Source organism: Nostoc sp., assembly GCF_036919555.1.
GTDB lineage: Bacteria > Cyanobacteriota > Cyanobacteriia > Cyanobacteriales > Nostocaceae > Nostoc.
The window spans coordinates 1-25,550 of record NZ_JBALCS010000122.1 but is presented as its reverse complement, the minus strand read 5'-3'; the positions used below and the strand labels follow the sequence as shown (position 1 = coordinate 25,550).

30 protein-coding genes are annotated in these 25,550 nt (G+C 41.3%); 13 read left to right on the top strand and 17 right to left on the bottom strand.

The window, feature by feature from the left end; all coding sequences use genetic code 11:
• Window positions 1-15: 15 nt before the first annotated feature.
• Window positions 16-381 carry a four helix bundle protein gene (locus V7K36_RS32675; protein WP_335122062.1) on the top strand — a complete coding sequence of 122 codons (366 nt, stop codon included), beginning with the start codon at window positions 16-18 and terminating at the stop codon, window positions 379-381.
• Window positions 382-443: 62 nt separating this feature from the next.
• Here the strand turns inward: V7K36_RS32675 and V7K36_RS32670 are convergent, their stop codons facing one another.
• Both V7K36_RS32670 and V7K36_RS32665 read right to left on the bottom strand, forming a co-directional pair.
• Window positions 444-1,877, bottom strand: a complete 1,434-nt coding sequence (locus V7K36_RS32670; RefSeq protein ID WP_335122061.1) for a DUF4335 domain-containing protein — start codon at window positions 1,875-1,877, stop codon at window positions 444-446.
• Window positions 1,874-2,500 carry a DUF3038 domain-containing protein gene (locus tag V7K36_RS32665; RefSeq protein ID WP_335122059.1) on the bottom strand — a complete coding sequence of 209 codons (627 nt, stop codon included), beginning with the start codon at window positions 2,498-2,500 and terminating at the stop codon, window positions 1,874-1,876. The genes V7K36_RS32670 and V7K36_RS32665 overlap by 4 nt, the downstream gene beginning before the upstream one ends.
• Window positions 2,501-2,906: 406 nt before the next feature.
• Between V7K36_RS32665 and V7K36_RS32660 the strand changes: the two genes are divergently transcribed.
• From V7K36_RS32660 to V7K36_RS32650, 3 genes are all read left to right on the top strand, one after another.
• Window positions 2,907-3,425: an adenine phosphoribosyltransferase gene (locus tag V7K36_RS32660; protein WP_292761274.1), complete on the top strand. Its 519-nt coding sequence runs from the start codon at window positions 2,907-2,909 to the stop codon at window positions 3,423-3,425.
• Window positions 3,426-3,561: 136 nt separating this feature from the next.
• Window positions 3,562-4,608 (top strand): ABC transporter permease, encoded by a 1,047-nt coding sequence (locus V7K36_RS32655; protein ID WP_335122057.1) that lies wholly within the window; start codon window positions 3,562-3,564, stop codon window positions 4,606-4,608.
• 43 nt (window positions 4,609-4,651) lie between these two features.
• Complete coding sequence (locus V7K36_RS32650) at window positions 4,652-4,933, top strand: hypothetical protein (RefSeq protein ID WP_094339700.1); 282 nt, start codon at window positions 4,652-4,654, stop codon at window positions 4,931-4,933.
• Between the two features lie 11 nt (window positions 4,934-4,944).
• On the opposite strand, the gene V7K36_RS32645 is transcribed toward V7K36_RS32650, so the two are convergent.
• The 9 genes from V7K36_RS32645 to V7K36_RS32615 all read right to left on the bottom strand — a co-directional run bounded on the left by V7K36_RS32645 (window position 4,945) and on the right by V7K36_RS32615 (window position 13,830).
• The gene (locus tag V7K36_RS32645) at window positions 4,945-6,597 is read right to left on the bottom strand and encodes a sensor histidine kinase (RefSeq protein WP_335122055.1); all 1,653 of its coding nucleotides are present in this window, start codon (window positions 6,595-6,597) and stop codon (window positions 4,945-4,947) included.
• Window positions 6,598-6,612: 15 nt separating this feature from the next.
• A complete protein-coding gene (locus tag V7K36_RS32640) occupies window positions 6,613-7,146 on the bottom strand; it encodes a hypothetical protein (protein ID WP_335122053.1) in 534 nt (177 codons plus the stop codon).
• A gap of 926 nt (window positions 7,147-8,072) precedes the next feature.
• A complete protein-coding gene (locus tag V7K36_RS34380; protein ID WP_442948541.1) occupies window positions 8,073-8,237 on the bottom strand; it encodes a hypothetical protein in 165 nt (54 codons plus the stop codon).
• A gap of 38 nt (window positions 8,238-8,275) precedes the next feature.
• Window positions 8,276-8,449 (bottom strand): hypothetical protein, encoded by a 174-nt coding sequence (locus tag V7K36_RS34375; RefSeq protein WP_442948540.1) that lies wholly within the window; start codon window positions 8,447-8,449, stop codon window positions 8,276-8,278.
• 7 nt (window positions 8,450-8,456) lie between these two features.
• The gene (locus tag V7K36_RS34370; protein WP_442948539.1) at window positions 8,457-8,687 is read right to left on the bottom strand and encodes a Uma2 family endonuclease; all 231 of its coding nucleotides are present in this window, start codon (window positions 8,685-8,687) and stop codon (window positions 8,457-8,459) included.
• 113 nt (window positions 8,688-8,800) lie between these two features.
• Window positions 8,801-10,300, bottom strand: a complete 1,500-nt coding sequence (purF, locus tag V7K36_RS32630) for an amidophosphoribosyltransferase (protein WP_335122051.1) — start codon at window positions 10,298-10,300, stop codon at window positions 8,801-8,803.
• A 362-nt stretch (window positions 10,301-10,662) separates the two neighbouring features.
• A complete protein-coding gene (gene purL / locus V7K36_RS32625) occupies window positions 10,663-13,095 on the bottom strand; it encodes a phosphoribosylformylglycinamidine synthase subunit PurL (protein WP_335122049.1) in 2,433 nt (810 codons plus the stop codon).
• 41 nt (window positions 13,096-13,136) lie between these two features.
• A complete protein-coding gene (locus tag V7K36_RS32620; protein WP_335122047.1) occupies window positions 13,137-13,529 on the bottom strand; it encodes a type II toxin-antitoxin system death-on-curing family toxin in 393 nt (130 codons plus the stop codon).
• Window positions 13,516-13,830 (bottom strand): hypothetical protein, encoded by a 315-nt coding sequence (locus tag V7K36_RS32615; RefSeq protein ID WP_335122045.1) that lies wholly within the window; start codon window positions 13,828-13,830, stop codon window positions 13,516-13,518. The genes V7K36_RS32620 and V7K36_RS32615 overlap by 14 nt, the downstream gene beginning before the upstream one ends.
• A gap of 229 nt (window positions 13,831-14,059) precedes the next feature.
• On the opposite strand from V7K36_RS32615, the gene V7K36_RS32610 reads away from it, so the two are divergent.
• Window positions 14,060-14,347, top strand: a complete 288-nt coding sequence (locus tag V7K36_RS32610; protein WP_335122043.1) for a hypothetical protein — start codon at window positions 14,060-14,062, stop codon at window positions 14,345-14,347.
• A gap of 581 nt (window positions 14,348-14,928) precedes the next feature.
• Here the strand turns inward: V7K36_RS32610 and V7K36_RS32605 are convergent.
• Entirely contained in the window at window positions 14,929-15,414 is a 486-nt protein-coding gene (locus V7K36_RS32605; protein WP_335122041.1) for an allophycocyanin subunit alpha-B, read from the bottom strand.
• Between the two features lie 255 nt (window positions 15,415-15,669).
• Here V7K36_RS32605 and rlmD point away from each other — a divergent pair, with 255 nt between their 5' ends.
• Together rlmD and V7K36_RS32595 are read left to right on the top strand one after the other, a co-directional pair.
• Entirely contained in the window at window positions 15,670-17,076 is a 1,407-nt protein-coding gene (gene rlmD / locus V7K36_RS32600; RefSeq protein ID WP_335122039.1) for a 23S rRNA (uracil(1939)-C(5))-methyltransferase RlmD, read from the top strand.
• A 390-nt stretch (window positions 17,077-17,466) separates the two neighbouring features.
• Window positions 17,467-17,916 (top strand): ATP-binding protein, encoded by a 450-nt coding sequence (locus V7K36_RS32595; protein WP_334830528.1) that lies wholly within the window; start codon window positions 17,467-17,469, stop codon window positions 17,914-17,916.
• Between the two features lie 71 nt (window positions 17,917-17,987).
• On the opposite strand, the gene V7K36_RS32590 is transcribed toward V7K36_RS32595, so the two are convergent.
• Complete coding sequence (locus V7K36_RS32590) at window positions 17,988-18,266, bottom strand: DUF6439 family protein (RefSeq protein WP_334830530.1); 279 nt, start codon at window positions 18,264-18,266, stop codon at window positions 17,988-17,990.
• A gap of 116 nt (window positions 18,267-18,382) precedes the next feature.
• On the opposite strand from V7K36_RS32590, the gene V7K36_RS32585 reads away from it, so the two are divergent.
• The 4 genes from V7K36_RS32585 to V7K36_RS32570 all read left to right on the top strand — a co-directional run bounded on the left by V7K36_RS32585 (window position 18,383) and on the right by V7K36_RS32570 (window position 20,580).
• A complete protein-coding gene (locus V7K36_RS32585) occupies window positions 18,383-18,745 on the top strand; it encodes a hypothetical protein (protein ID WP_334947042.1) in 363 nt (120 codons plus the stop codon).
• A 2-nt stretch (window positions 18,746-18,747) separates the two neighbouring features.
• Window positions 18,748-20,139: an asparagine--tRNA ligase gene (gene asnS, locus V7K36_RS32580; protein WP_334830533.1), complete on the top strand. Its 1,392-nt coding sequence runs from the start codon at window positions 18,748-18,750 to the stop codon at window positions 20,137-20,139.
• An 82-nt stretch (window positions 20,140-20,221) separates the two neighbouring features.
• Window positions 20,222-20,377, top strand: a complete 156-nt coding sequence (locus V7K36_RS32575; RefSeq protein ID WP_335122037.1) for a DUF2281 domain-containing protein — start codon at window positions 20,222-20,224, stop codon at window positions 20,375-20,377.
• A gap of 68 nt (window positions 20,378-20,445) precedes the next feature.
• Window positions 20,446-20,580 carry a type II toxin-antitoxin system PemK/MazF family toxin gene (locus V7K36_RS32570; protein ID WP_335122035.1) on the top strand — a complete coding sequence of 45 codons (135 nt, stop codon included), beginning with the start codon at window positions 20,446-20,448 and terminating at the stop codon, window positions 20,578-20,580.
• A 15-nt stretch (window positions 20,581-20,595) separates the two neighbouring features.
• Here the strand turns inward: V7K36_RS32570 and V7K36_RS32565 are convergent, their stop codons facing one another.
• The 3 genes from V7K36_RS32565 to V7K36_RS32555 form a co-directional block, all read right to left on the bottom strand.
• Window positions 20,596-21,393, bottom strand: a complete 798-nt coding sequence (locus V7K36_RS32565; protein ID WP_335122033.1) for an Rpn family recombination-promoting nuclease/putative transposase — start codon at window positions 21,391-21,393, stop codon at window positions 20,596-20,598.
• Between the two features lie 128 nt (window positions 21,394-21,521).
• Window positions 21,522-21,980: a DUF192 domain-containing protein gene (locus tag V7K36_RS32560; RefSeq protein WP_442944258.1), complete on the bottom strand. Its 459-nt coding sequence runs from the start codon at window positions 21,978-21,980 to the stop codon at window positions 21,522-21,524.
• Between the two features lie 595 nt (window positions 21,981-22,575).
• A complete protein-coding gene (locus V7K36_RS32555) occupies window positions 22,576-23,031 on the bottom strand; it encodes a 4-Cys prefix domain-containing protein (RefSeq protein WP_335122031.1) in 456 nt (151 codons plus the stop codon).
• Window positions 23,032-23,224: 193 nt separating this feature from the next.
• Between V7K36_RS32555 and V7K36_RS32550 the strand changes: the two genes are divergently transcribed.
• Window positions 23,225-23,701 carry a chemotaxis protein CheW gene (locus tag V7K36_RS32550; RefSeq protein WP_334833430.1) on the top strand — a complete coding sequence of 159 codons (477 nt, stop codon included), beginning with the start codon at window positions 23,225-23,227 and terminating at the stop codon, window positions 23,699-23,701.
• A gap of 27 nt (window positions 23,702-23,728) precedes the next feature.
• Window positions 23,729-25,003 (top strand): CheR family methyltransferase, encoded by a 1,275-nt coding sequence (locus V7K36_RS32545; RefSeq protein ID WP_335122029.1) that lies wholly within the window; start codon window positions 23,729-23,731, stop codon window positions 25,001-25,003.
• Between the two features lie 364 nt (window positions 25,004-25,367).
• On the opposite strand, the gene V7K36_RS32540 is transcribed toward V7K36_RS32545, so the two are convergent.
• A partial coding sequence (locus tag V7K36_RS32540) for a hypothetical protein (RefSeq protein WP_335122027.1) occupies window positions 25,368-25,550 on the bottom strand: 183 nt, incomplete at its 5' end.

Genomic DNA, 25,550 nt, shown 5'->3' with positions numbered 1-25,550 from the left:
GCTCAATGGACTTTTGTGAGAAGACCTGATTTTGAGGACTTAGAAGTTTATCAACTTGCTGAGAAGCTAGCTAATCAAATTTGGCATATTGTTAAAGGATGGGATCATTTCACTAAAGATACACTGGGCAAGCAAATTGTTCGGTCTGCTGATAGTGTTTGTGCGAACATCGCAGAAGGTAGAGGTAGGTACAATGACCAAGACAATCGGCGTTTTGTCAAGATTGCGAGAGGGTCTTTGTATGAAACTATCAGTTGGTTGAGGTTAGCCTACGCCAGACAGTTATTGACAAATGAACAGGTAAGCAGATTTAAAGCAATTCTTGATGAACTGTTACTCAAGTTTAATGCTTATCTAAAATCCATAGGGAATAGGGAATAGGAACTTAATTTTCTTCCCCATGCCCCATGCCCCATGCCCAATACCCCATGCCCAATACCCTATTATTGATATCCCTCCCAAGGAGTGACTTCAAGTTTGCCGCTAGGCTTGAATATCACTTGAAAGTGGGCGAGAGGTTCTTTATTGTTGGGAGCTGCTACATTGGAACCGTAGATAGCATTGAACATCTTGGGAAGGGGTGTTTCCCGGAAATAGTCAAAGGCGACTTGGTTGAGTGGTTCATAGTCAGCAATTACACCATCTTTGTTAACCGCTACCCGGTATTTCAAATCTCGTGTAAAGGTGGGGGTGCCACTCCAGGTTTGGCGAACTGTATTATAAAGTTTTTGGTTTAAACCTTTGACTATATTAGAGTCAGTAATTTTTGCGCCGAGTACCTCTGGTGTAGTAGCATATCCCCGCCAAGGGCTAACTTCTAGTACACTTTTTGTATTAAACACTACTCGGAATTGGGCGATCGGTTCATTAGAAATGGGAGTGCGGTTAGCAGGATTGTAAAGTAGGTTAGGCAGAGGAGTTTGCCCGACTCTTAGATTCGCCTCTTTATTCAATGCTTTATAACCAACGATCGCTCCATCCGCAGCTACACCCAGACGATAAATTAAATCGTCGTTCAATCCTGAGCGATTAGTCCAAGCTGGATGAATTTGGTTGTACACTTGGCGATTCAATGCACGTAACTGCGATGGATCAGTAATTTCTGGAACCGTATTTAAAAGTGCTTCTAAATCTTTAACTACCGGCTTTGCATTAGTTGTGGGCGTTGGTGTTTGTATGGGAGTTGCAGCAGCGATGGGAGTTGCAGCAACTGATACTGGAGGAGTGATGCTTTTTGTTGTAGAGCTACTTTGCTCATCTGGCTGCGGTGGACGCATTTGGGGAGGTGGAATCAAGTTAAAAGCGATCGCTGCTACTGCTAAAGTTGATACTCCCACAGCAGCAGGAACTGCTTGCCTGATCAAAGCCTGACTAGCACCGCCATAGCGTCTGGTAACTGGTTGTAGTTCTAGGGATAATTCTGGTAAAGTTTGGCTATCAGCAAAAAACTGATCCACTGCTTCCACTAAATCAAACAACTGCTCCGTATTCAAATCTATTTCAATCGGCGGACGTTTGGAATTTTTAGAGTGAGACTCGAACCCCTCTGGAACACCTTCTGAATGTATGATTAACCTGTGTCGGTTGCTGTTAACTTTCTGAAACTCTACTAGCTCCGATTCCTGGTTGTGTGCTTGCGGGTTGGGTACACTACTTAAAAATTCTTGGGCATAGCCACTAACAGCCCTCACCAAACTTTCAAAAAATTCTCGCCCTCCCGTTAGGGGTTGATTGTAACCAGATAAAGTACATTCTGCATTTACCAATATTGATAATTCCGGGCGCATTTCCTGGAACTGTGCAGCCCTAGTAACATCACTTAACCCCTCTAAAAGCAGTGTACAATTAGGTAGACTGTACTTACGTTGAATATTCATTCCACTTCACCGTCAAAAAGACTAATCCAGAACCTCTGCATTCCAGCTGTACCGGTACAAAATAGTAATTGTCCTAACAAATTTATCGCTAGCTCATCTAATTTTTCATCAGAGCTTAATGCCAGTAAACCAGAACGGCGAGCATTCATCCGGCTCTTAAAATGCGCTCGAAACCGCTCTAGGTAATTAGATAGGCGCAAATTCTGTTCTAATGGAATCTGCTTTTCTTCCATTTGTTGACATATCATTAGTAACTGGCGGATGACAACAGTTAAACGCCGCGCCATGTAGCAAGCAATAACCACCAGAGCTTTTGCTTCCATAATAGTTAAGGGACGGCGCATGTGCGCTCTTCGTAGCGGGTTAGAGCTACGCATCCGCCATAAATTCACCCTGTCTTTAACAATTCCTTTAAGATTCAACTCTTGAGCAAAAGCCAGGATTGCTTCCGAACCACCAAGCTCTAAAGCTTCAATTGCCAGTAAAATCAGATCAATTTGCAACCGCGTTCTTCGAGGACACGTCTTGGAAGCGATCGCAGGATCTGGTAAAGTGTCCAGAACCGTCGGCAGTGAGTCTTGGGTTGGACTGTTGAACGGCGTTAAACTTGCTGAGACATTCATTCTATAAATACCTTGTGCGGTTCCAACAGACTAGATAAAACAAATTTAAGATCGGTAGCCAAGACTTGAACATTAGACTTGTAGCAGTAGCATGACTACCTGATATATACATTAGTTAACTCTTTCTACTCAAAGATTTCCCTATATTGAAATCAAAGTTTTAAAACATCAGTTAATTCACCTCATTTATTAGTGCAATACCTTTTCTAGCTTGGTTTAGATTCCAATTATCGTCAATGAAGGGCGAAGCTTCAGCCTCGACTCCCAGCGTATGACATTATAGTGTACGATTTTTCAGGTATCTGAAATTAGGCATTGGGGATTGGGATAGCTATGAATTTAAATTAATAACTCCTCACTCTTCACTCCTAACTTTCCCTACTCCCTACTCCCCATCCCCTATTTTATGGATTTGAAGTCTCTCGTTCGTGACATCCCAGATTTCCCCAAACCCGGAATTCTATTTCGGGATATTACTACGCTGCTGCGCGATCCAGAGGGACTGCGCTATACTATTGACTTTTTAACACAAAAATGCAACGAAGCTGGAATAACCGCGGATTATGTCATCGGTATAGAGTCGAGGGGATTCATTTTTGGCTCACCTCTGGCTTATAAATTAGGAGTTGGTTTTATTCCCGTCCGCAAAAAAGGGAAGTTACCAGCAGCCGTTCACTCAATTGAGTATGAACTAGAATATGGTACAGACTGCCTAGAAGTGCATCAAGACGCTTTACACCAAGGGAGCCGAGTTTTGATTGTGGACGATTTGATTGCCACGGGTGGAACTGCGAGTGCGACAGCAAAATTAGTACAGAAGATTGGCTGCGAACTAGTAGGGTTTGGGTTTATTATCGAGCTACGGGATTTACAAGGGCGTAAATATTTGCCGGATGTGCCGATTATCTCTCTAATTGAATATTAGTTATTTGTCATTAGTTATTTGTCATTAGTCATTAGACATTGGTCATTAGTCATTTGCAAAGGACAACTGACAACTGACAACTGACAAAAGATAAATGACAAAGGACAAAAGATAAATGACAAAGGACAAAAGATAAATGACATCTACGAGAATTTCATTGGAGACAGGTCGGGATTGGCTAATCAGGCTAGTCACGAGCGAAACTTTTGTTTATGTCGCAAAGCGGCTATTGCAGGCACTACTGACTTTGTTTTTGGCGGCAGCGTTGTCGTTTTTCATTATTCAACTCGCTCCCGGTGATTATGTAGATACGCTGCGGCAAAACCCGAAGATATCTCCTGAAAGAATTGAGGAAATCAAGCGGCAGTTTGGTTTGGATAAGTCTTGGCCAGAGCAATTTTGGCTGTGGCTATGGCGAATCTTGACAAAAGGGGATTTTGGCACGAGTTTTATTTATCAACGTTCAGTGGCATCGCTGTTGTGGGAACGGGTTCCAGCGACTTTGCTATTAGCGATTGCATCTTTAATTGTCACATGGGCGATCGCTATCCCTCTAGGGATTTTTGCTGCTGTTAACCAAAATAAGCTAGCAGACCGGGTTTTACAGGTGATTAGTTACGCCGGACAAGGTTTTCCCATTTTCATCACTGTCTTAGCGCTGCTGGTTTTCGCCCAACTCACCTCGCCTTTATTCCCAGTGGGTAGCATGACTAGCATCAATCACTCGGAACTGTCGTGGTTTGGCAGAATCTTAGATATCGGCTGGCACATGATTTTACCCACGATCGCCCTCTCAATTACAAGTTTTGCTGGTTTACAACGGATCACTCGCGGCGAATTATTGGATGTGCTGCGCCAAGATTATATCCAAACGGCTCGTGCCAAAGGTCTGCCAGAAAACCGCGTTATCTATGTTCATGCACTCCGCAACGCCATAAATCCCTTGATTACCTTATTGGGTTTTGAATTAGCTGGTTTATTAAACGGTGCCTTCATCGCCGAATTTTTCTTCAACTGGCCCGGTTTAGGGAGGTTGACTTTACAGGCTTTACAAGCTCAAGATTTATATTTGTTAATGGCAAGCTTGATAATGGGCGCAGTGTTGCTGATTCTTGGCAATTTAATCGCCGATTTGATGTTAAAAGCCGCCGACCCACGCATTCGCCTAGAAAATCTCAATTAGTCATTAGTCATTAGTCATTAGTCATTGGTTTAACCTCATCTCCATGCTGTCTGAAGTCTATTACTTGGTGCGCTCAAAAACTGACGGTAATTATCTCATCGCTCGTCCTGATGCCGAAACATCAGGTTATTTATTGCTGTTTCAGGAAAACTTTGATGCCTTAAGCTATCTCAATACCCATGCGGCAGAAGTAGCAAACCGCTTTACTGTGGAATCTATTGCACGTACACAGTTGGGAAACTTACTTAAACGCTGGGGTTTTAGCGGTGTGGGTATTGTGACTGACCCGTTATTACCCAAGGTTGAGTTTTTGCAGCACAGTTAAACAGCTTATCCCTAGAGGCACTCCCTAACTTTACTATCTGGCTTTGTTAATATTTTTGCTTGCCTTATCTGTTTGATAGGAATTTCAATCACAAATTCTGTCCCCTTTTTAGGTGCAGAAACACACTTAATTTTTCCCTTATGCTTATCTACTACAATCTGGTAACTAATAGATAATCCTAAACCAGTACCTTTGCCTACAGGTTTAGTAGTAAAGAAGGGGTCAAACAATCTAGTTTTAACTTCCTCAGTTATTCCTGAACCATTATCTTTAATGCTGATAACTACGCACTCTTGATTTTTAATTTCAGTATAAATAGTAATGAAACTAGGGTGTTGTTTAATCTCCTCTTTTAAGCGCTCCATTTCCTGTTGACGTAAAGCATCAATAGCATTACTCAGGATATTCATGAAGACCTGATTTAATCCTCCTGCATAACATTCTACAAGAGGCAAATTACCATAGTCTTTGATAATTGTAATTTCTTGCTGTTCGGATTTTCCTTTGAGACTATGCTGCAAAATTAACAGCGTGCTATCAATTCCTTCATGAATATTAACAGGTTTCATTTCCGCTTCATCAAGACGGGAGAAGTTCCGTAAGGTTAGCACAATCTCGCGGATACGATCAGTACCAACTTCCATTGAGGATAAGATTTTCGGCAGATCATCAATAAGAAACTCCAAATCTATCTGATCAATTAAAATAGTTATTTCTGGGTTGTCATCAGGATATTGTTGCTGGTAGAGATTAGTTAAAGTTAGTAATTGCTGAATATATTCTCTAACATACATTAAATTACCATAAATGAAATTAACGGGGTTATTAATTTCATGAGCAACACCAGCGACTAGCTGACCCAGTGAGGACATCTTTTCAGTTTGAATCAGTTGTACTTGAGTGTTTTGCAATTCTTGCAGTGTCTGTTGTAGTTGAATATTTTTCTGCTTTAATTTTTTTGTTCTCGTCGCAACTTGCTTTTCCAATATATAATTAGCTTCTTCTAAGGCAGCTTGAGCGATTTTTTTTGCTTTTAAATATTCTTGCAATAAATTTAATACCAAAAACCATGCCGGAATAAGTATTATTAAACTTATGATAGATTCTAAAATTGCCCAAAATATTCTTTGACGATATTCAGCAACTGCCTGCTGTAACTGAAGTGAGATATTACGGTTTCTTTTAGCAACACCATCGGCATAAATGTGTTTATTAATTTCATATTCGGGACTAGACAATAGTAATTGGGCTGCTTCTTTTTGATTCTTCTTGACTAAATCAAAAGATTGATACTCCATTCTGACCAACTGCTGATTAGCAGCATCAATTTTTTTGGTGTCCTCATTTTCATATGTTTTAGGAGCTAGTTTAATAAGTTCTTTAATGATGACATCGAGTTGAGGTTCAAATTGCCGATACCGTTGTTCCCAAGTAAGTTTACCTGTAACAGCATTCATGCGAGCCGACATGGTTAATACTTCATCAAAATAGATAATTTTATCACTGAGTTTTTGGAGTTGAAATTCATTTTTAGTAATCCTATTGAAATGATAATATGCTTGCCAATTAAGCCAAATTTGAGGAATAAATAAAAGTAACGTTAGCAGTACTGTTACAGTTACTATGTGAGAGGGAAGAAATCTCAGTTTATAAGGTAGGTGCATTTTCATACTCTTGTTTTAGATATAATTAGAATCGGGCATTAACCAAGTTTCAAAATGTCGTATTAGTTGGATCTCATCAGCACTAATCCCAAAATAATTTCTGAGATAATTTATGGTTTCATTGTGATAATTTTCAAAAACTATCTCATTCATTTGTTTTATTTTAATTTTTTTGCCATAAATAAAACCTAAGTCAAAATTTATTAAATCTAATTTAGAAAATTTATATGGATATGGATATATAAATTGAGCAAAAAACTTAAATATCAATAAATGCATTCTATTAGTATTTAAATCGTTTCCCATAGTAAATCCAATTACAAAAGCTTCATCTTGAGGAGAAATCCCTCTACCTAAAAGTATGTGAATATAATCATGATCGTGAAGACTAATTTTACCAGGTAATGCCAAGGGGCTATTAGGATTCTCTAGTAACCAAATGACAAAAGGAATCTTCGGATTATGTAAACCAAATACTGTTGAATATGCTTCTTTTAAATTAATATGATCTACATCTATTTGAAAATTTGTATCTAAATTAAAAGCCATCTCCATAGTCCCAACTTATTTAAGACAAGATTTTTTAAACTTTATGATTAGCCTTGATGATATTGCTATTTATATAGCGAGCCTAAATCATTTGTAAGAGAGTAAAAGGCTGAAAAACTTATAAATAAATGCGTACTTTTAATCTCCGTATTTTTTCACGATTAAATTCGGATTGCTATATTAATTTGCTTTTATTATTTACACAATAAAAGCAGAGCAATGAGCAGCTACTGTTAGATTTAATAAAACAGAACCCATGGATTAATTAATACTTATTTTTTATTTACTTGTCTATATTTCTCGGAAGATTTATTCTTATTTTTATAAAAGAATGCTAAAAATTAGTTATCATAAAGTCTCCGTATAATCACTAATTAGCTTTTTTGAAATTCATAATTACGTTAAAAAGATAAAAATTTAAATATTAAATGGTTGCAAATATAGGAATCCGATTTGATTTCTGAAAACATACTGAGACTGAAAATCCCGTTTGATCAGGGTTTTATCCGAAATCTTGTTCAAAAATCAGATATGAGTCCTATATAGTATTAGTATTTCAATGTGGTAAGATTTTTTAAAAATTAAAGTAATATCTACATTTATTATGAAGATATATAGGACTCCTATTTACAGCTATTTTCAGGTAAATAGACTACGCAGTAAGGGCACAGCATTGCTGTGCCCCTACGACAGATGTGGTTCAAATACTTGAATTCTGCTGTAATTTTTGAAATACACGTAGGTGAGCTAGTGCATTGGACTGGTTCCCCGATTTGTACCCCTGCAATACAAGCAAGCTACGCGCAGCGTCTGCCCTTCTCCCATCCGCGAGAGGCTAGCGCCAAAGGAGAAACATCTGGCGTTGGGTTTTGCCTACCATATTCATTGCAAATAGTAAGAAATTACGTCAATTCTGCGAACTTGTGTTAAGTAAATAAGGATGCGTAGACGTAGCCCGTCGTAGACATCGCACAAGTAAAATCAGGCAATATCGGCGAACTCAACTCATCACCATTGAACAACGTAGTAACTAACTTTAAACTCGCTTGTTCACGTCGATATACTTCCACCTTTTGCCTGCGCCAATCCACAATCCAATATTCTCTGACACCTCTTGCTGAGTAAAACTTTAGTTTCTGAGTCTAATAGCGAAAGTTGTCTTAAGTTCCCGATCTCGCTTTTCATTCTCAATACCAGCAGATAGAACCTCTATTACCAGTTCTGGCGCACCAGTCAAATGCCCCGCCTCGTCTAAAAGTAAGGGCAATCTCCCGTTGCTAGCCCAAACCACATCAGGAATCACATTATCATTATCGCCAAAATATTATGCCTGGAGCAGTCACAACTTCTCCCAAACCAGTAGTCTGTGAGCAATTATCCAAAAAAGTGCTAATTCTGACACAAGTCTTTTGATGATTCCAGTGAGGCGCTCTGGTCACAAACAATTCTCCGTCAATAATTTCATAGCGGTTCCCGTTATCTGGAAACAACTCTAAATCGGCGGTATTCCAGCGCACTCTCTCAGATATCGGCTGGTTCATAAACCATGACTGTTGAATGATTTACCAATTCTAACCTGAGATTGAAAGCATTTATTTAGCCCGCGCAGGCGGGCTTTGTTTGTGTAGCGGCAGACTTCAGTCTGTCGGAGCCTCTACACCACTACCTTTTCTAAACTCAGCTTAGAACGCTTCACTAGCTCAGGAATCGCTACAGGATAATCTCCAGTGAAGCAGGCAGAACAGAAACTATTGGTGTCTTCTCGTGTCGCTTCTAGCATTCCGTCCCAACTGAGATAGGCGAGGCTGTCTACTTCCAGTTGCTTGGCAATTTCGGCGACTGACTTAGTAGCAGCAATCAGCTGATCCTGAGAATCGGTATCGATGCCATAGAAGCAGGGATGAGTTACAGGCGGAGAAGAAATTCGCATATGTACTTCTACTGCACCAGCCTCACGCAAGGTTTTGACTAGTTTACGGCTGGTAGTACCCCGTACAATCGAGTCGTCTACGATGATTACTCGTTTACCTGCCAGCACATCTTTGAGGGGGTTGAGTTTCATGCGGATACCTGACTCGCGCATCATTTGTGTTGGTTGAATGAAAGTTCGCCCAACATAGCGATTTTTAATCAGTCCTTCGGCGTAGGATACACCAGAAGCTTGGGAAAATCCGATGGCAGCAGGTATACCAGAATCAGGAACACCAAAGACAATATCGGCATCTACAGCAGATTCTTGAGCTAATTGCCGCCCTAACCGCATTCGGTAGCTGTACAAACTCTCGTTGTGCATGACACTATCAGGGCGAGCAAAGTAAATCATCTCAAAGATACACAATTTCCGCTCGGACTGTTGACTCCAATGATAGGAAGCTAGACCTTCTTCAGTAATCCAAACTAATTCACCTGGTTTCACGTCTCGCAGGTATTCGGCTCCAATTATATCTAAACCACAAGTCTCCGAAGCCAAAACGTAACGGACTGGATTACCAGGCAAAGTGCCAATTACTAGGGGGCGAATGCCATTGGGGTCACGCACACCCATGACGCCACTAGGAGTGCCAATGACTAAACTAAAGGCTCCTTTGCAACGGTGAAATGCTTGAGTTGCACCTTCTAGCCAATCTGCGCCAGCATTGACGGCTTCGGCGATCGCAAAAGCAATCATTTCTGAGTCTGTTGTTGTGACTAAGTTACATTTATTCTCAACCAACTCTTGACGCAGTTGCACAGTATTAACTAAATTGCCATTATGTGCTAGTGCCAATGAACCTAAACGGGTTTCCAGTACTGCGGGTTGGGCATTAACTTTACGGCTAGAACCTGTGGTGGAATAACGAGTGTGACCAACAGCAAGGCTACCAGGCAATTGATCCAAGATGGATTCATTAAAGACTTGAGACACCAAGCCCATATCTTTGTAAAGATGTACTTGTGTTCCCTCAAAGGTGGCAATACCAGCTGATTCTTGACCCCGATGCTGGAGGGCATACAATCCAAAGTAGGTCAGTTTAGCAACGTTTTCTCCTGGGGCGTAGATGCCAAAAACACCACAAGCTTCTTCTGGCTTGTCAGACTGATTTTCATGACTATTGATTGGGTTGTTGGTCTGATCGGGGTATTCATCCGAAGTGACAGAATGAATAGAAATCATGCTAGCTTTGCTCCTGGTGGGGGGGTCAATCAATTTGGGATTTTAGATTGACGATTTTGGATTGATCGCACCATAGTAGGGATGCGGCTTGGGATTTGAGAGTGGCTATTTTAGATTTGTTTCGCCCAGTAGGAGCAAGACATGAACCAGAAGCAACGCCCCCAATCCAAAATCTAAAATTCAAAATCTAAAATCGGTAGTCAAGTCACTGGGATTATCTGGATAGATGGTGGTAGAGTTCTTAACAAATCTTTAACCATCTATTAAAACAGTACCGTAATTATGCCTAACAAATCAGTTAGGAGTGAGGAGTTAGGAATTAGGAGTTAGGAGTTATGCTTTTTATTCCTAACTCCTCACTTTCAACTCCTAACTTCTTTGGGGGTCTTGGTGGGGATGGCGAGACGTCTGACGATCGCATGGGAATAGCGATCGCTCATATCTTCGATACTAACTTTGATTAAGGTTTGGTTATCAGTGGTGAAAACCCCCAAATCAGTCTCAAAATTACCAACTACACCCAATTTTTCCCACTCTTGACCAAGATGTTCCTGTAAATATGATTCCCAAATTTCTTGTTGTTCTGATGCTACAGAAACTAAAATTCTGGCACCACCTTCGGCAAACAGCACCTCATCGAGGCGGTTTAACTGCATTGGTGCTATTTCTAAATTGATTTCGGCACCAAGCTTGCCAGCAATACAACATTCTGCTATTGCGATCGCCACTCCTCCCTCAGCACTATCATGGGCTGAACGTACCCAACCATTACGAATTCCTTCACGACAAACTTTCTGGACGCGGCGTTCCAAGTCAAAATCTACCCGTGGCGGTTTTCCAGCAACAGTACTGTGGATAGTGGCTAAATACTCAGATGCTCCCAGAGTAATTTTGGATTTTGGGTCGCACCTTTGGGGCGCTGGAAGCGCAACTTGGATTTTGGATTGTATGGGTAATCCCAATAGGTAAATTAGATCACCAGATGCTTGCCAACCTTGTCCACAAATTTTGGTTATATCGGGAATCAAACCTACCATACCCACAACAGGAGTGGGATAGATTGGTTGTGGGATGCCTTCGGAATCGAGAGTTTCATTGTACAAAGAGACGTTTCCGCCCGTGACGGGTGTGGCCAATTCTCGGCAACCTTCCGCCAAACCGCGACAAGCTTCTGCCAATTGCCAGTAACCAATCGGTTTTTCTGGAGAGCCAAAATTTAGGTTATCTGTCACCGCCAGAGGTTCTGCACCCACACAGCTAAGATTGCGTGCAGCTTCTGCCACCACTGCCTTAGCTCCCTCGTAGGGGTCAAGATAAACATAACGAGGATTGCAATCTACCGTCGCTGCCACCCCTGATTTTAGATTTGGGATTTGGGATTTTAGATTGGGGATTTCTTCAAGGGGGCGCAAACGGATAACAGCCGCATCTGCACCACCTGGTAGGATTACTGTATTATTTTGTACTTGATGGTCATACTGACGATATACCCAGTTTTTAGAAGCGATCGTGGGTGTATCGAGCAAAGTTAACAGAATATCATTCCAACTTTGCAGGTGTCCTTGGAGTTCTATTCCAGCAGTTGTGCAATCAGGTAAGGAATCAGGAGTCCATTCCCAAGCTTGACGCGCATATTCTGGGGGTTCTGTTAACAATTCCCGATGATATAGTGGGGTATTTTCCGCCAAAGCTTCAGCCGGAATTTCTGCTGCTACTTCACCCTGGAAGAAAATCCGCACGATCGGTTCAGCGATGACTGTACCGGCGACAACGGCTTGAAGTCCCCAACGGTGGAAAATATCGATTAATTCCTGCTCACGCCCCTTGTGGGCAACGAACAGCATTCGTTCTTGAGATTCCGAAAGCAGATATTCATAGGGAATCATTCCTGTTTCTCTGACGGGAATCTGATCTAAATCTAGTTCAATTCCCACACCGCCTTTTGCCGCCATCTCTGAGGTAGAACAGGTGATCCCCGCCGCTCCCATATCTTGGGCGGCGACAACTGCACCCGTCTTAAACGCCTCCAGACAAGCTTCAATTAACGACTTTTCCAAAAATGGATCGCCCACTTGCACAGCAGGGCGATCGTCTATTGACTGATCACTTAATTCTGCACTAGCAAAACTCGCGCCTCCCATACCATCGCGCCCAGTGGTGGAACCAACATAAAGCACGGGGTTGCCTAAGCCAGATGCTCCAGATTTGACGATTTCTGCTGTTTCCATCAACCCCAGTGCCATAACGTTCACCAGAGGATTACCAGAGTAAGCAGAGTCAAAGTAAACTTCACCGCCCACTGTGGGTACCCCAACGCAATTACCATAATGTGAAATTCCCGCCACTACGCCTTGGAACAGCCTTTGAGTTTTGGCATCTTCTAGGGAACCAAAGCGCAGTGAGTTTAATAGAGCAATGGGACGCGCACCCATTGTAAAGATATCTCTGAGAATACCGCCTACTCCCGTTGCTGCACCTTGAAATGGTTCTACAGCTGAGGGGTGGTTATGGGATTCAATCTTAAAGGCTAGTTGGAGTCCGTCGCCCAAATCTACAACACCAGCATTTTCACCAGGACCCACAAGGATGCGGGGTCCATCGGTGGGAAATTGTTTGAGTAGAAGCCGAGAATTCTTGTAACAGCAATGCTCTGACCACATTACCCCAAACATTCCCAGTTCAGCTTTGTTGGGATGACGCCCTAACCTGCGGACAATTTCTTCATATTCTTCTGGCTTTAAACCTTCAGCAGCAATTTCTTGGGGAGAAAAGAAAGCAGGAGATGTGGCGGTCATGGAAATTATGCACCAATTGTACAGAGCATTATTCTATCGATTTACTTACCCTGTAGTTGCAGTTCTAGAAATACAGATAATTCTTCTTTGGATATTTCTTTCTGAACTACTTGAATCACCAAGTTGTAAGCTTGCTCTTGCGATAAGTTCAAACTGTAGCCGTTTAAGGTTATAAAGGTATTCATAACCGCAAATGCAGTGCGCTTGTTGCCATCAATAAATGGATGGTTCATTGCTAAATTGTACAGGTACGCTGCTGCTTGCTCGTGAATTGTTGGATGGAGAAGTTCACCGCCAAAGGTGGCTTGAGGTTGTGCCAATGCTGAATCTAGCAAGCCTTCGTCTCTGACACCTGATGTTCCACCAAATCTTTGAATTTGGCGTTGGTGAATATCTAAGACTTGAGAAATAGTCAGGAATTTAGGAGTCTGCAAGGCGGCGAAAAACCTCTTCCCATTTTTTTTCAACTGCTAAGTAAGCCTGCCATACTTCTTCATCTGAGGCAATCTGATTTGAGGCAGTATTTTCTAATTTGTCTTCATTTTGTTGAATTTCGCGGAAAGATTCGGCAAAATCAGGAATATTTAATAATAGTTTTTCAGTAGCTTCGCTTTCTTCTGTTTTTTGTAAATAAGCAATAATTGCAACAGCTACTCGCAACTTCTCAGGAGGAAGTTGACGCAAACGGTTTTCGGCTTCTGATAAATAAGTGCTGTGCTTTTGTTCTGTTGCCATCGTTACCCCAAGCTAGGTTTGTTGCAAGACGTTGTAAATCAGTTCTGCTGCTAACTCTAGCTTATCGCGCCATTGTGATTTGCTCAATCAAAGCAACTGCAAAAATACGTAATTTCTTAGCCAAAAGCTGAAGGTTGATAATTATTCGAGTAATTTCACAATTATTTTAAGAAATAAAGACTTATTTGTCAAATAAATATTAACTAAATGCAACATTTAAGTAAGCAAAATGAATTTTCCTATAATCCTCTTTATTCAGGCTTGTCACAGTTCTAATCCATTGGAATGGACTATTGTTATTTTTATAGTTGGCGGAATTTCAGTTGGTTCGGGTATAGCTGCTACTGGAATTGTTTTTATTGCAAGTACAGTAATAACAATACTTATAGCAGGAGCTAGTATAGAGGCGATATCAGCAGCAGTAGCAGCAATGGTTAATACAATTACTGCAACCACCGCATCACTTGAATTAGTAACTGTGTTGGTGAATGGCGTTAAAAGTATTTTGGGATGCTAAATTAATTTATGTTGCAAAGTGCGATGCCTACGGCGGCAAGCTACGCACTTCTACTTTTCTGTAAATTAAAGCGCCATGTTTAAAGATAGTTTAACTAAGTAATTATACTGCAATTTAGGACACTATATTTTGCGGATATGTACTGAAACTCAGAGATTATTCCGGTATATGCAGTTTAGCTGTAACAATCAAGTGACGAGAATCACATTTATGTATGATTAGGATCGTCTCCCTGCGATCGCAAGCTTGGCATAATTAATGACAACTGAACTCTAGCCGAGTCATTAATAGGGAACACACTTAATTGCCGACAGCCTTAATCAAGGACTGTCGGTTTTTTGTATTTGGATGTCATTTGTCATTTGTCATTTGCCCAATGTCCAATGCCCAATGCCCAATGCCCATATCCAATAAAATTTCCCCACAACTGGTTGATAACTTGACAGAGATTTTGCCAGAGTCACTACCAAATGTGGGGAAGATATGATCAAATTCGGGATCTTATGCCTATCGAGCGGTAATATCTTGCACTCACTCTAGTAAACCGCAAGTATACTCCTAGAACCAGCACACACTTTGTATTAAGACATCGCTTGAATGATGTAATCAAAGTAGGGTGCTGCTTGAGCAGCGTCTTCCGCACTCAGCAAGCCAAGGGAGGCTGTTTTGAGGGAATTGATCGCTTCTACCATTCCAGGCACGGGAACGCCCAATGAATTGTACATTTCCCGCACGCCAATCAAACCAATTTTTTCAATTGGTTCTTTGTCACCGGCAAGTACGCCATAAGTAATTAGACGTAAGTACCAGCCAAAATCACGGATACATAGAGAGCGTTGACGTTCTCCATAAGCATTACCTCCGGGGGAGATAAAGTCAGGACGCTTCTGCCAAAGTTGTTTGGTTGCTTCCTGAACTATCTTTTTTTCGTTTTCGGCTAAGGTAGACGCAATCCGCGTCCGTTGTACGCCGGTTTGCAAAAAGTCTTTGATATTTTTAAGTTCGCCACTGCTGGGATAACGCAGTTCGTCGTCGGCTTGGAGAATAACTTGGCTAATTACAGTCATGATGATTGAAATCACCTGAAATATTATCTGTTAGTTTAGCGAGTCGGAGGTACACAAGTGAAGGGATCGGAGCTACTTATGTATTGAATTTATCTGTTTGGGGAGATGAGGGAGTGGGGAGTAGGGAGCAGAGGGGAAAGAGGTAATTTTTAATTCTCCCCCTTGCCCCCTGCGCCCTGCCTCTTGTGCCCAATGCCCAATGCCTAATGCCCAATGCCCAATGCCCAATGACCAATGCCCAATGACTAATGACCAATGACTAAAATGATTTGGCAACAAGGTGAATTAATTGAAGTTACGATCGCTAATCTGAGTGATACAGGCGATGGAGTGGGACGCGCTGATGAGCGTGTAGTGTTTGTCCCAGATAGTGTACCAGGCGATCGCGCGATCGTCCGCTTAGTACATGTTAAACCCAAATACGCCCACGGGAAGCTCCAGGAGCTATTGGAACCATCACCCCACCGGATTAGACCTAGTTGTATTGTGGCTGACAAGTGCGGTGGTTGCCAGTGGCAGCATATTGATTATAATTACCAGCTAGTAGCCAAGCAAAATCAAGTTATCCAAGCTTTGGAACGCATTGGCGGTTTTGTCCAACCACCGGTAGATCAGGTACTCGCTGCCCCTTTTGCTTTCAACTACCGTAACAAATCTACATATCCTCTGGGCAAATCGGCAACTGGACAGGTACAAGCTGGATACTACCAAAAAGGTAGTCACCAATTAATTAACTTAAATCAATGTCCAGTCCAAGACGCGCGATTAAATCCCTTACTTGCGGAAGTTAAGCAGGATATTCAGCAGCAGGGTTGGCAAATTTACGACGAACAGCGCCACCTTGGAAAAATTCGCCATCTCGGTTTACGCATTGGCCGACACACTGGGGAAATGTTGCTGACTTTGGTGGTGAAGGACTGGAATTTATCAGGAATTGAAACCCAAGCCCAGGAATGGTTAAAGCGCTATCCCCAGTTAGTGGGAGTGTCGCTCAATCGCAATGGCGATCGCACAAATGCTATCTTTGGATCACAAACCCGTTGCATCGCTGGAGTCCCCCACCTGCGTGAAATTTTTGCTGGACTGGAATTTCAAGTACGCCCAGATACATTTTTCCAAGTGTATACAGAAACAGCAGAGGCACTATTGCAGGTAATTCAATCAGAACTCAATCTTCAAGGGCATGAGTTGCTAGTTGATGCCTATTGTGGTATTGGAACTTTAACTTTACCCCTCGCCAAAAAAGTACGCCAAGCTACAGGATTAGAAGTGCAACCAGCAGCAGTAGACCAAGCTATTTTGAATGCCCACCACAACGGAATTGATAATGTGACATTCCAAGTCGGGGCAGTAGAAAAATTGCTGCCAAAAATGGGCACAACACCAGAAGTAGTAATACTCGATCCGCCACGTAAAGGGTGCGATCGCGCCCTCCTCGACACTTTACGGGAATTGAAACCATCTCGGATTGTTTACGTCAGCTGTAAAGTAGCTACCCTCGCCCGCGACCTGAAATTGCTTTGTCAAGATGGGCAATATACTATCACACGGGTGCAACCTGCTGATTTTTTTCCTCAAACTGCTCATGTTGAAGCTGCCGCCTTTCTTGTGCTATCACATTTGGACAAGGGTGATAATTCCTTTACAAAAACTGAAATTTGAAATTTTTAGTCTACTGCATACTAAAGATGCTAAAATTGAATTAAGCTAAAAATAGAAATTCGTTTTGTTTAAAGAAATTCAAGTTGCATAGGCTCTTAAAAATGTGAAATTGGATTGTGTAAATTACAAATCGGCAATTAGCTAGAGTATGCCAATACTCTCTTAAATTACTAGCATCTTTTTAAGTTGCTGACTTGATTATCAAACTTATTCCAGCCGCTATATATCTAAACAATCCCAACTCATACATGAAGTCAATGCTCCCTAGCATTTTCAAAATTTAGTTTTAAAGACGCAAGTTTGAAGGCAGCATGACCACCTCAAGTTTTATCAGGGTGCCTGTAATAGCAAACTGATGTCTAGCTAACTGAAAGCTATGGGGTATCTCTTGTGATTACTATTTCACTCCGTCCAGTTGGACGTTATTGGGGCACTATTAGTTTTGCCTCAACCCTCTATCTTTGTCCAATATTAGATTTACTGTTGGCAGAAATTCCAGCAAAGTTACAAGCAGAATTGCGGCTAGGACTTCAAGAAGCCCTAGTAAACGCCGCTAAACATGGCAATAATCTTGATCCAAGTAAAACAGTTGTAGTGCGCTTTTCCTTAATAGATAATCAATATTGGTGGATAATATCAGACCAGGGTAGCGGCTTTACTCCTTCATCTAGTAGTGATGAAGAATTAACAGACTATCTCCCACCAGATGAGGCAGAAAGTGGTCGTGGTTTATCTCTTCTCCATCAAATTTTTGATCAGGTAGAGTGGAATCGCAAAGGCACAGAATTGAGGCTTTGTAAACAAATGGAAAATCGCCGGGGATTATCTCTGCGACGATAACGTAGTTAGGAGTTAAGAGTTAGGAGTTAGGAGTTAATAATTTAAAACTTTTAACTCATCACTCCTAACTCCTAACTTTTCCCGTGAGTCGGACAGGGAGGCGCAGAAATAGAGCGATCTAACCAACCAACTGCTTGTTCTAATCTAGCTTGAGCTTCTTGTGGCTGATTTTTTAAAAGATACACAATAGCTGCTGCCACTTGTTCATTAGCGCGGGAATTGCGGTTAGACTTGAGGCGATGCCAATCATTAGGGGAAATAGTCAGCCTTTCCATTAGGGCTTGAGCTATTTCCAGAGTACTAAGTTCATTCAGTTGACTGGTTTTAGGCAGCTGGGTAGATTGAGACATAATTTTTGTTATTTGTCATTTGTCATTTGTCATTTGTCATTTGTCATTTGATTAATAACCAGTGACTCTTGACTTTTAAAGTTTGGCTCATATTCATCTTAGTTTACTACTTGTACATGAAGCCGTCTAAACAATCACAACCGCCAGGGGAAACTCCAGAACCAGATTTTGAACAAGAACTAGAGGAAGTAGAGCGATCGCTCCTGTCCTTAAAAGAGCGGTATGATCAAGTGCAACGTGATCGCCAACAACAGGCACAATGGCAACAGCACCGGGATCAACTGAAGCACAATAAATCTCAGACACCACAATTCAAAGCAGAGTTACGGCAAATTCAACAGCAGTTGGAAATGCTAGAACTAAACTTAGAAAGCCAGTTATTTTCTTGGCGTAGCCTGAAAAAACCTTTCTGGCAAGTCGTCCGCTTTGGTGGAATGGGCGTTATCATAGGCTGGATATTAAAGTCTTATGCTGGGTAAATATGGTAAATCGACGGATTGCAGAAATATTGCGAAGTGGTCAACCTGATGAGTCTCTCCAAGTGCAAGGCTGGGTGCGGACGAAACGCGATTCCAAAGGGTTTGCTTTTATTGAAGTCAATGACGGCTCATCACTAGCTAATTTGCAAGTCGTCATTAATCAAGATTTGCCAGACTATGAAGCTATATTGAAAAAATTGAATACAGGTGCTGCTGTTGAGGTGACAGGGGTATTAGTGGCTTCTCTTGGTAAAGGACAGCGAATTGAGTTGAAAGCCGAAACAGTGAAAGTTTACGGAGAAGCTGATCCCGATACATATCCCCTGCAAAAGAAACGCCATTCCTTTGAGTTTCTGCGAACCATTGGACATTTGCGATCGCGTACCAATTCTTTTGGTGCAGTTTTCCGGGTCAGAAATGCTTGTTCGACAGCAATTCATCAATTTTTCCACGAAAGAGGCTTTTTGTGGGTACACACACCGATCATCACTGCTAGCGATTGCGAAGGCGCGGGTGAACTGTTTAGCGTTACCAGTTTGGATTTAAAGAATATTCCCCGCACAGAAAACCAAGCAGTAGATTACAGCCAAGACTTTTTTGCCAAACCCACATATTTAACAGTTAGCGGCCAGTTGGAAGCAGAAGTGATGGCGATGGCGTTTTCTAACGTCTACACCTTTGGCCCTACCTTCCGTGCAGAAAATTCCAATACTTCCCGCCACTTAGCAGAATTTTGGATGGTTGAGCCAGAAATGGCTTTTTGCGACCTAGAAGGCGATATGGATTTAGCTGAGGCGTTTCTGAAACACATTTTTAAATATGTGTTGGAAACTTGCCCAGAAGATATGGAATTTTTCAATGAACGCATTGATAAATCTGTGTTGACAACAGCCGAAAATATTATTAATAATCAATTTGAGCGCCTAACTTATACAGAAGCGATCGCACTTTTAGAAAAAGCTGATGTGAAATTTGAATACCCTGTGAGTTGGGGTTTAGATTTACAATCAGAACACGAACGCTATCTAGCTGAACAATTATTTAAAAAGCCTGCGATCGTTACAGATTATCCAGCGCAAATCAAAGCTTTTTATATGCGCTTAAACGACGATGAAAAAACCGTCCGCGCAATGGATATTCTCGCACCCAAAATTGGCGAAATTGTTGGCGGTTCCCAGCGCGAAGAACGCTTGGAAGTTCTAGAACGCCGAGTGCTAGCACAAGGATTAAACCCAGAAGACTTGTGGTGGTATCTTGATTTGCGTCGTTATGGTACTGTCCCCCACGCTGGTTTCGGCTTGGGTTTTGAACGACTCGTGCAATTTATGACGGGTATGGGAAATATTCGTGATGTGATTCCGTTTCCGCGTACACCGCAAAGTGCTGAGTTTTAGTTTGAATTTTAGACCTGGGTTTTATAATCTCCAGGTCTTTGTTTTTTGTCGATAAAGATAAATCGAGCTAAAAACATTTATTATGAGCATACAGGATCAAACCATTGGTAAAATCCGGCAAATGCCAGAATCTTTACTTCATGAAGTGAATGATTTTATAGACTTCCTACTAATGAAGCATAGCGCTAAAAACTGGGAACTATGGCTTCAGTTTAGCGAGTCAGTGGAAATAGTGTAATCAGATTTTTCTGACTATTTATCTAATTTAGAAGATTATGAAGAACGCTTGGCGCGTGGGGAAATTCAGTGGTAGATATCACACGGGGAGATGTGCTTTTGTGTGATCTCAATCCCGTTGTTGGTACAGAACAAGCCGGAATTAGACCTGTTGTAGTGGTGCAAGCGATCGCGGGTTTTGCTTGTGTAGCCGCGATTTTATAAAGTGATTAGTTAAAGTTAAGATTTTTGAATCTCCTCTTGTAAAACTTGAATTTGCTCAATAGGTAATTCAGTAACTTGAGCAATTTGCTCTAAACTCATTCCAATTCCCAACAAATTTAAAGCCAACTTTCTTGTTGTTTCTGCTTTACCTTTGGCTTCGCCTTTAGCTTCGCCTTTGGCTTCGCCTTCTTCTAGGATTTGTTGATAAATGACTGATTCGCGCATAATCTCACTCCTTAAAATCTTGCTAATTACATTTTTATCTAACACCAGACCTGCTAAAATTCCACTAGCAGCAGCTATATTTCTTTGCAGATGGCGCTCGGTAATTGCTTCAACTGCTTTGGCTACTTGGGTTAATACCATTGTAGGATCGTTTGTCTGACTTAGCACCGCAAAGGGTAATAAACCTGGAATACTCATAAACCTGTCTGTAGGTTTTTCCCACAGGCGTATTACCTCAAACTGATGGTAAGTGTTGTTTAATCTAAAACTGTTTTCCCTGACTAATTCTGAACTTGTTTTTCTCAAATAGATTACTATTTGGCGCATTGCTTTGTTAGGAAAGCGCCGATAAACCCTAACCCGATAATCTAACATCCGAAAGGGGATACCTTCATCAGGGTCGGTTTGAAATTCGGTGTGCAGAACTAAATCATCAGATTGCAATAAAATTAATGAATCGGCGCGAATTGGTTCGCTTGATAATTCAGTAGGGCTAAGTTCTGTTAATTTAATCGGTGAACCAAGTAACCAAGTTGCTAAGTCATCTTTGAAGTTTTCGGCAATGAATTTACAGATATTGTCATACATGGCAACCTGAAATTAAGGGTATCAGGTATTTTTGATAAAAATTAAGTTTGTTGCTGTTGGGTTTTCTTACGTCAACCTAACCTATAAACTACGATATCTAAGGTGGTTGGGTGGGTAGGATTATATGGTTAGTTAATCTCAATTTTGACATTATCACCTATCTGTAAACCTAATTCTTTTGCTCGTCCAGACCTCAGTTCAATTACTTGGTCTATTGGTACGTAAGGACTGTAGTAGGTGGGACAAGGCTCACTATTACAGGGAGGTGCAGCAGTCTCAATATACTTGATTACCCCATTGTGAAGAAAAAGTATATCCAAAGATACGGGGGTATTTTTCATCCAGAATCTGACTGCTGGTTGGGTTGAGGGAAATACAAACAGCATACCCCGGTTATCTGGTAAAGCGGGTCGATACATCAGGCCCATCATTTGCTGTTCTTGTGTTCGCGCAACTTCTAGCTTTATTTTGCTACCTTTAGGAAAAGTTGCTTGAGCCGAAATTGGCAGATTTTGCCCCATATATAATGAAGCTTGGTTATCAAACTCTGATGTTACAGTGAGAGCTTGAGTCTTTTCAAGTTCAATTTTTGTTTGTCGGTCTTTATCGGCTTGTTGCCTTTTTTGTGCTACTAAAGCATCTTGATGTTCTTTTTCTCTTATCACAGCCTCTAGCTGCTCTCTTTCTGCTGTAGCAGCTTCTTTTTTAATAGCCGCTTGTCTCTCTTGCTCTACTTTTAAAGCAGCCTGATTTTTTTCTTTTTCTATAGCTTCTCTTTGAGCTTGTTCGATTTCTAGTGTGTCCGATGTAGGCAAAGTTAGAGGGCTTATTGTGGGTTGAGGTTGAGCATTTGTTGGGGTTTCATCAACTTTGGTAACTGGTGAAGGAACTGAACTAGGAATAGCCAGTGGGGCCTTTTCTTGAGGAGAAACAGAAACTGGGCTTTTACTGTTTGGTAGGTTAAGAGCAGCAGTAACAACAGCAAAATATCCCACTCCTAAGCCGATAAAAATTTGCCAAGGTTTTTTACTTGTCTGAGTTTGCTTAGAAGCAGCATTGAGTGATTTGACTCCACCAAGCGATATAGTAACGACAGAACTAGATGACGCAGCAGATTTAGACCCATTGGTTGATTGAATTGTCGTTTGTTGCCATAGTATTTTAGGCATTTGTAACGCTTTTTCAATTTCGTTCAATTTGTTTGAGCCAATTGAGAGCTTTAGCTTCAGAAATACGTTGATAATTACGAAATTCCATCCACTGCTCTAAATTTACGCCTTCAATTTTCTCCATTGCTAAACAGTGCAATGGTACAGAGCTATTTTTAGGTAAAAGAGTAAAATAACTATCTGGTTCTACCTTGGGAATACCCGCACTGTTTAGCTGACTCAAAACCTTTGCTTCCTGCTGAAACAGTTCAATGGCTTTGAGGTTATTCTCAGTCAGCACTTTTAAGACTTTAGTTTTCCCACACTCGTCAACTTCAAAAGTGTTACCAAAGCCACCTTGTCCTAGTTGTTTAATTACCCGATAGCGACCTTGCAACAGTATTTCTGACCCACAGTTACGACAAATAAGGTTGTTTGCATTCAGTGGGTCAACAGGTTTTGGACAATGGGGATTTATACAATACGTCATTACATAGAAGTAAATATCGGAAAAAATCTACTTTTATTCATATCTAAGGTTCTAGTAATAGATTTCCCTAAAACTCTGACAAAGTAACATATAGTTTTTAGAATATGCCTGCAATAAATTTTTCATCACCGTAGGATAGGCGTCTTGCATAGCTTACAAGGAATACAAAAGGTAGCCCTGGAGGTGTAAATTAATGTTAATGTTACTTCTCAACATCGGGAATGAGCGATATGCCATAGAAAGCCGACAGGTTGTAGAAGTAATACCACTTGTCCTGCTCAAAACTTTGCCCCACCAGCCTGAGTATATCGCTGGTGTTTTTAACTATCGCGGACGCATTGTATCAGTAATCGATTTATGTCAGTTGATGCGTGGCAAACCCTCTTGTGAGTACCTGAGTACTAGAATTGTATTAGTCAATTATTGGGGGAGTAATAATCCAGAACTTAAGGCTCCTTATATTTTGGGTTTGATGACAGAACAAGTTGTAGAAACATTACACAAGTCTGAGTCTGAATTTGTTAATCCCAATATCCAGATAGATAGAGCGCCATATTTGGGCAAAATGATTGTAGACGAGCAAGGGATGATTCAGTGTCTTCGCGTTGAGTACTTGTTCTCAGAAGCACAGCAACTCAATCTCTTGCCAGAAAGTGATCACAATACTTGATTTTAGATTGGTCTGAAGACTCAATAAATGGCACAATCTGTGATTGAAGCTTTACTAAAAAGCAAGATTGGTTTAGATGCAAACTCTATTGGTACTGATGCGATCGCAAGCGCAATATCTCAACGGATGGCAGATTGCGGTATAACGGATATTGCTAACTACCTGGGGAAATTGCAAGCATCTACCCAAGAATGGGAAGCACTGATTGACAGCGTAATTGTTCCAGAAACTTGGTTTTTTCGAGAACCAGAGTCCTTTGCATTTCTGAAGCATTACGTATTATCTGAGTGGTTGCCAGCAAATCCCCAGGGCGTACTGCGGGTTTTGAGTGTCCCGTGTGCAACAGGTGAGGAACCATATTCCATTGCGATCGCTCTATTAGAAGCAGGATTAAATCCTATAAAGATTCACATCGATGCTGTTGATATTAGCAAAAAGTGCTTGCTAAAAGCTCAACGAGCAATCTACAATCAATACTCGTTTCGTAGCAATAGCCGATCATTTCAAGAGAGCTATTTTCAGCCAACTGAGTCAGGATACCACCTGTGTGAACAGGTGAGATGCATGGTGAATTTTATTAATGGTAACTTGGCAGATCCGGCTTTTCTAGCTGACAGGCCGCTTTATGATGTAGTCTTTTGCCGTAACCTGTTGATTTACTTCGATCTGACAACAAAAGATCGCACCATTCAAGTCCTAGAAAGGTTGCTAAGGCCAGAAGGCTTCTTATTTGTTGGACAAGCTGAAGCTTGGTTATTGTTAAAAACTCAATTGGTATCAGTTCGTCAATATTCAGTAGTTGCTCATCGAAAGTCCACAGCGTGCGAAAATGTTCGCAAAAATCATCATCCCAATCTTCAAAGACAAGGCTTAACAGGCAAAAATATAGATATTCTCAACAGGCGACAGCTATCGAAAAAAACCCATTCTAAGTTTGCTGCACAAGAGAGGTTAAATGTTGCTCCCCAGAACCCCATATCGCCAAAAGACCTAAAGGTAAATTTGTTAGAAATAGCTAGAGCTTTGGCCGACCAAGGTCGTTTGAATGAGGCGGTTAAACTATGCAACGACTATCTCAACCAAAATCAGGTGAGTACTGAAGCATATCTTTTACTCGGTCAGGTGCAGCAAGCGATGGCACTAAATGAGCGGGCGGCACAATCTTTTCAAAAAGCTATTTATTTACAACCTACTCACGAAGAGGCGCTGACTCATCTGGCATTACTCAAAGAACATCAAGGAGATGCGGATAGTGCTAATCTTCTCTGGCAACGAATTTACCGATTAACGAAGAATAGGTAGTGAGGAGATAAAGTAAGAGGCAATACTGCGTAGGTTTTGCCTAAAAAATAGAAATGTGTAGCGGTTCTTCTTTGTATGCAATACACTCTGACCTACCGTGTACACACAAATCTGTCTTGAAGCAATTTACGCTTTATCGAATACTCCAAAGAAACCTCACCCTGGTTTTGCGTAGCAAAACCTGTCCCTCTCCTTGGTAAGGAGAGGGATTAAAGTCAGGACAGGGTGAGGTTTTTGTTTTGGGTAATTCGATGACTTGTGTGTACACCCTAGCCTAAAAGGAGAGAGGCTTTAAATCTTACCCCCCTTCCCTAGAAGGCAAGGGGCTGGGGGTTAGGTCTGTATTGGGCTAAACTGAGAATCGCTATATTCTTAACCGAACAGTATTGGGATTCATCCACCTTTTATCCTCATTCATCCACCTTTTATCTTCATTCATCCACCTTTTATCCTCATTCATCCACCTTTTATCCTCATTCATCCACCTTTTATCCTCATTCATCCACCTTTTATCCTCATTCATCCACCTTTTATCCTCATTCATCCA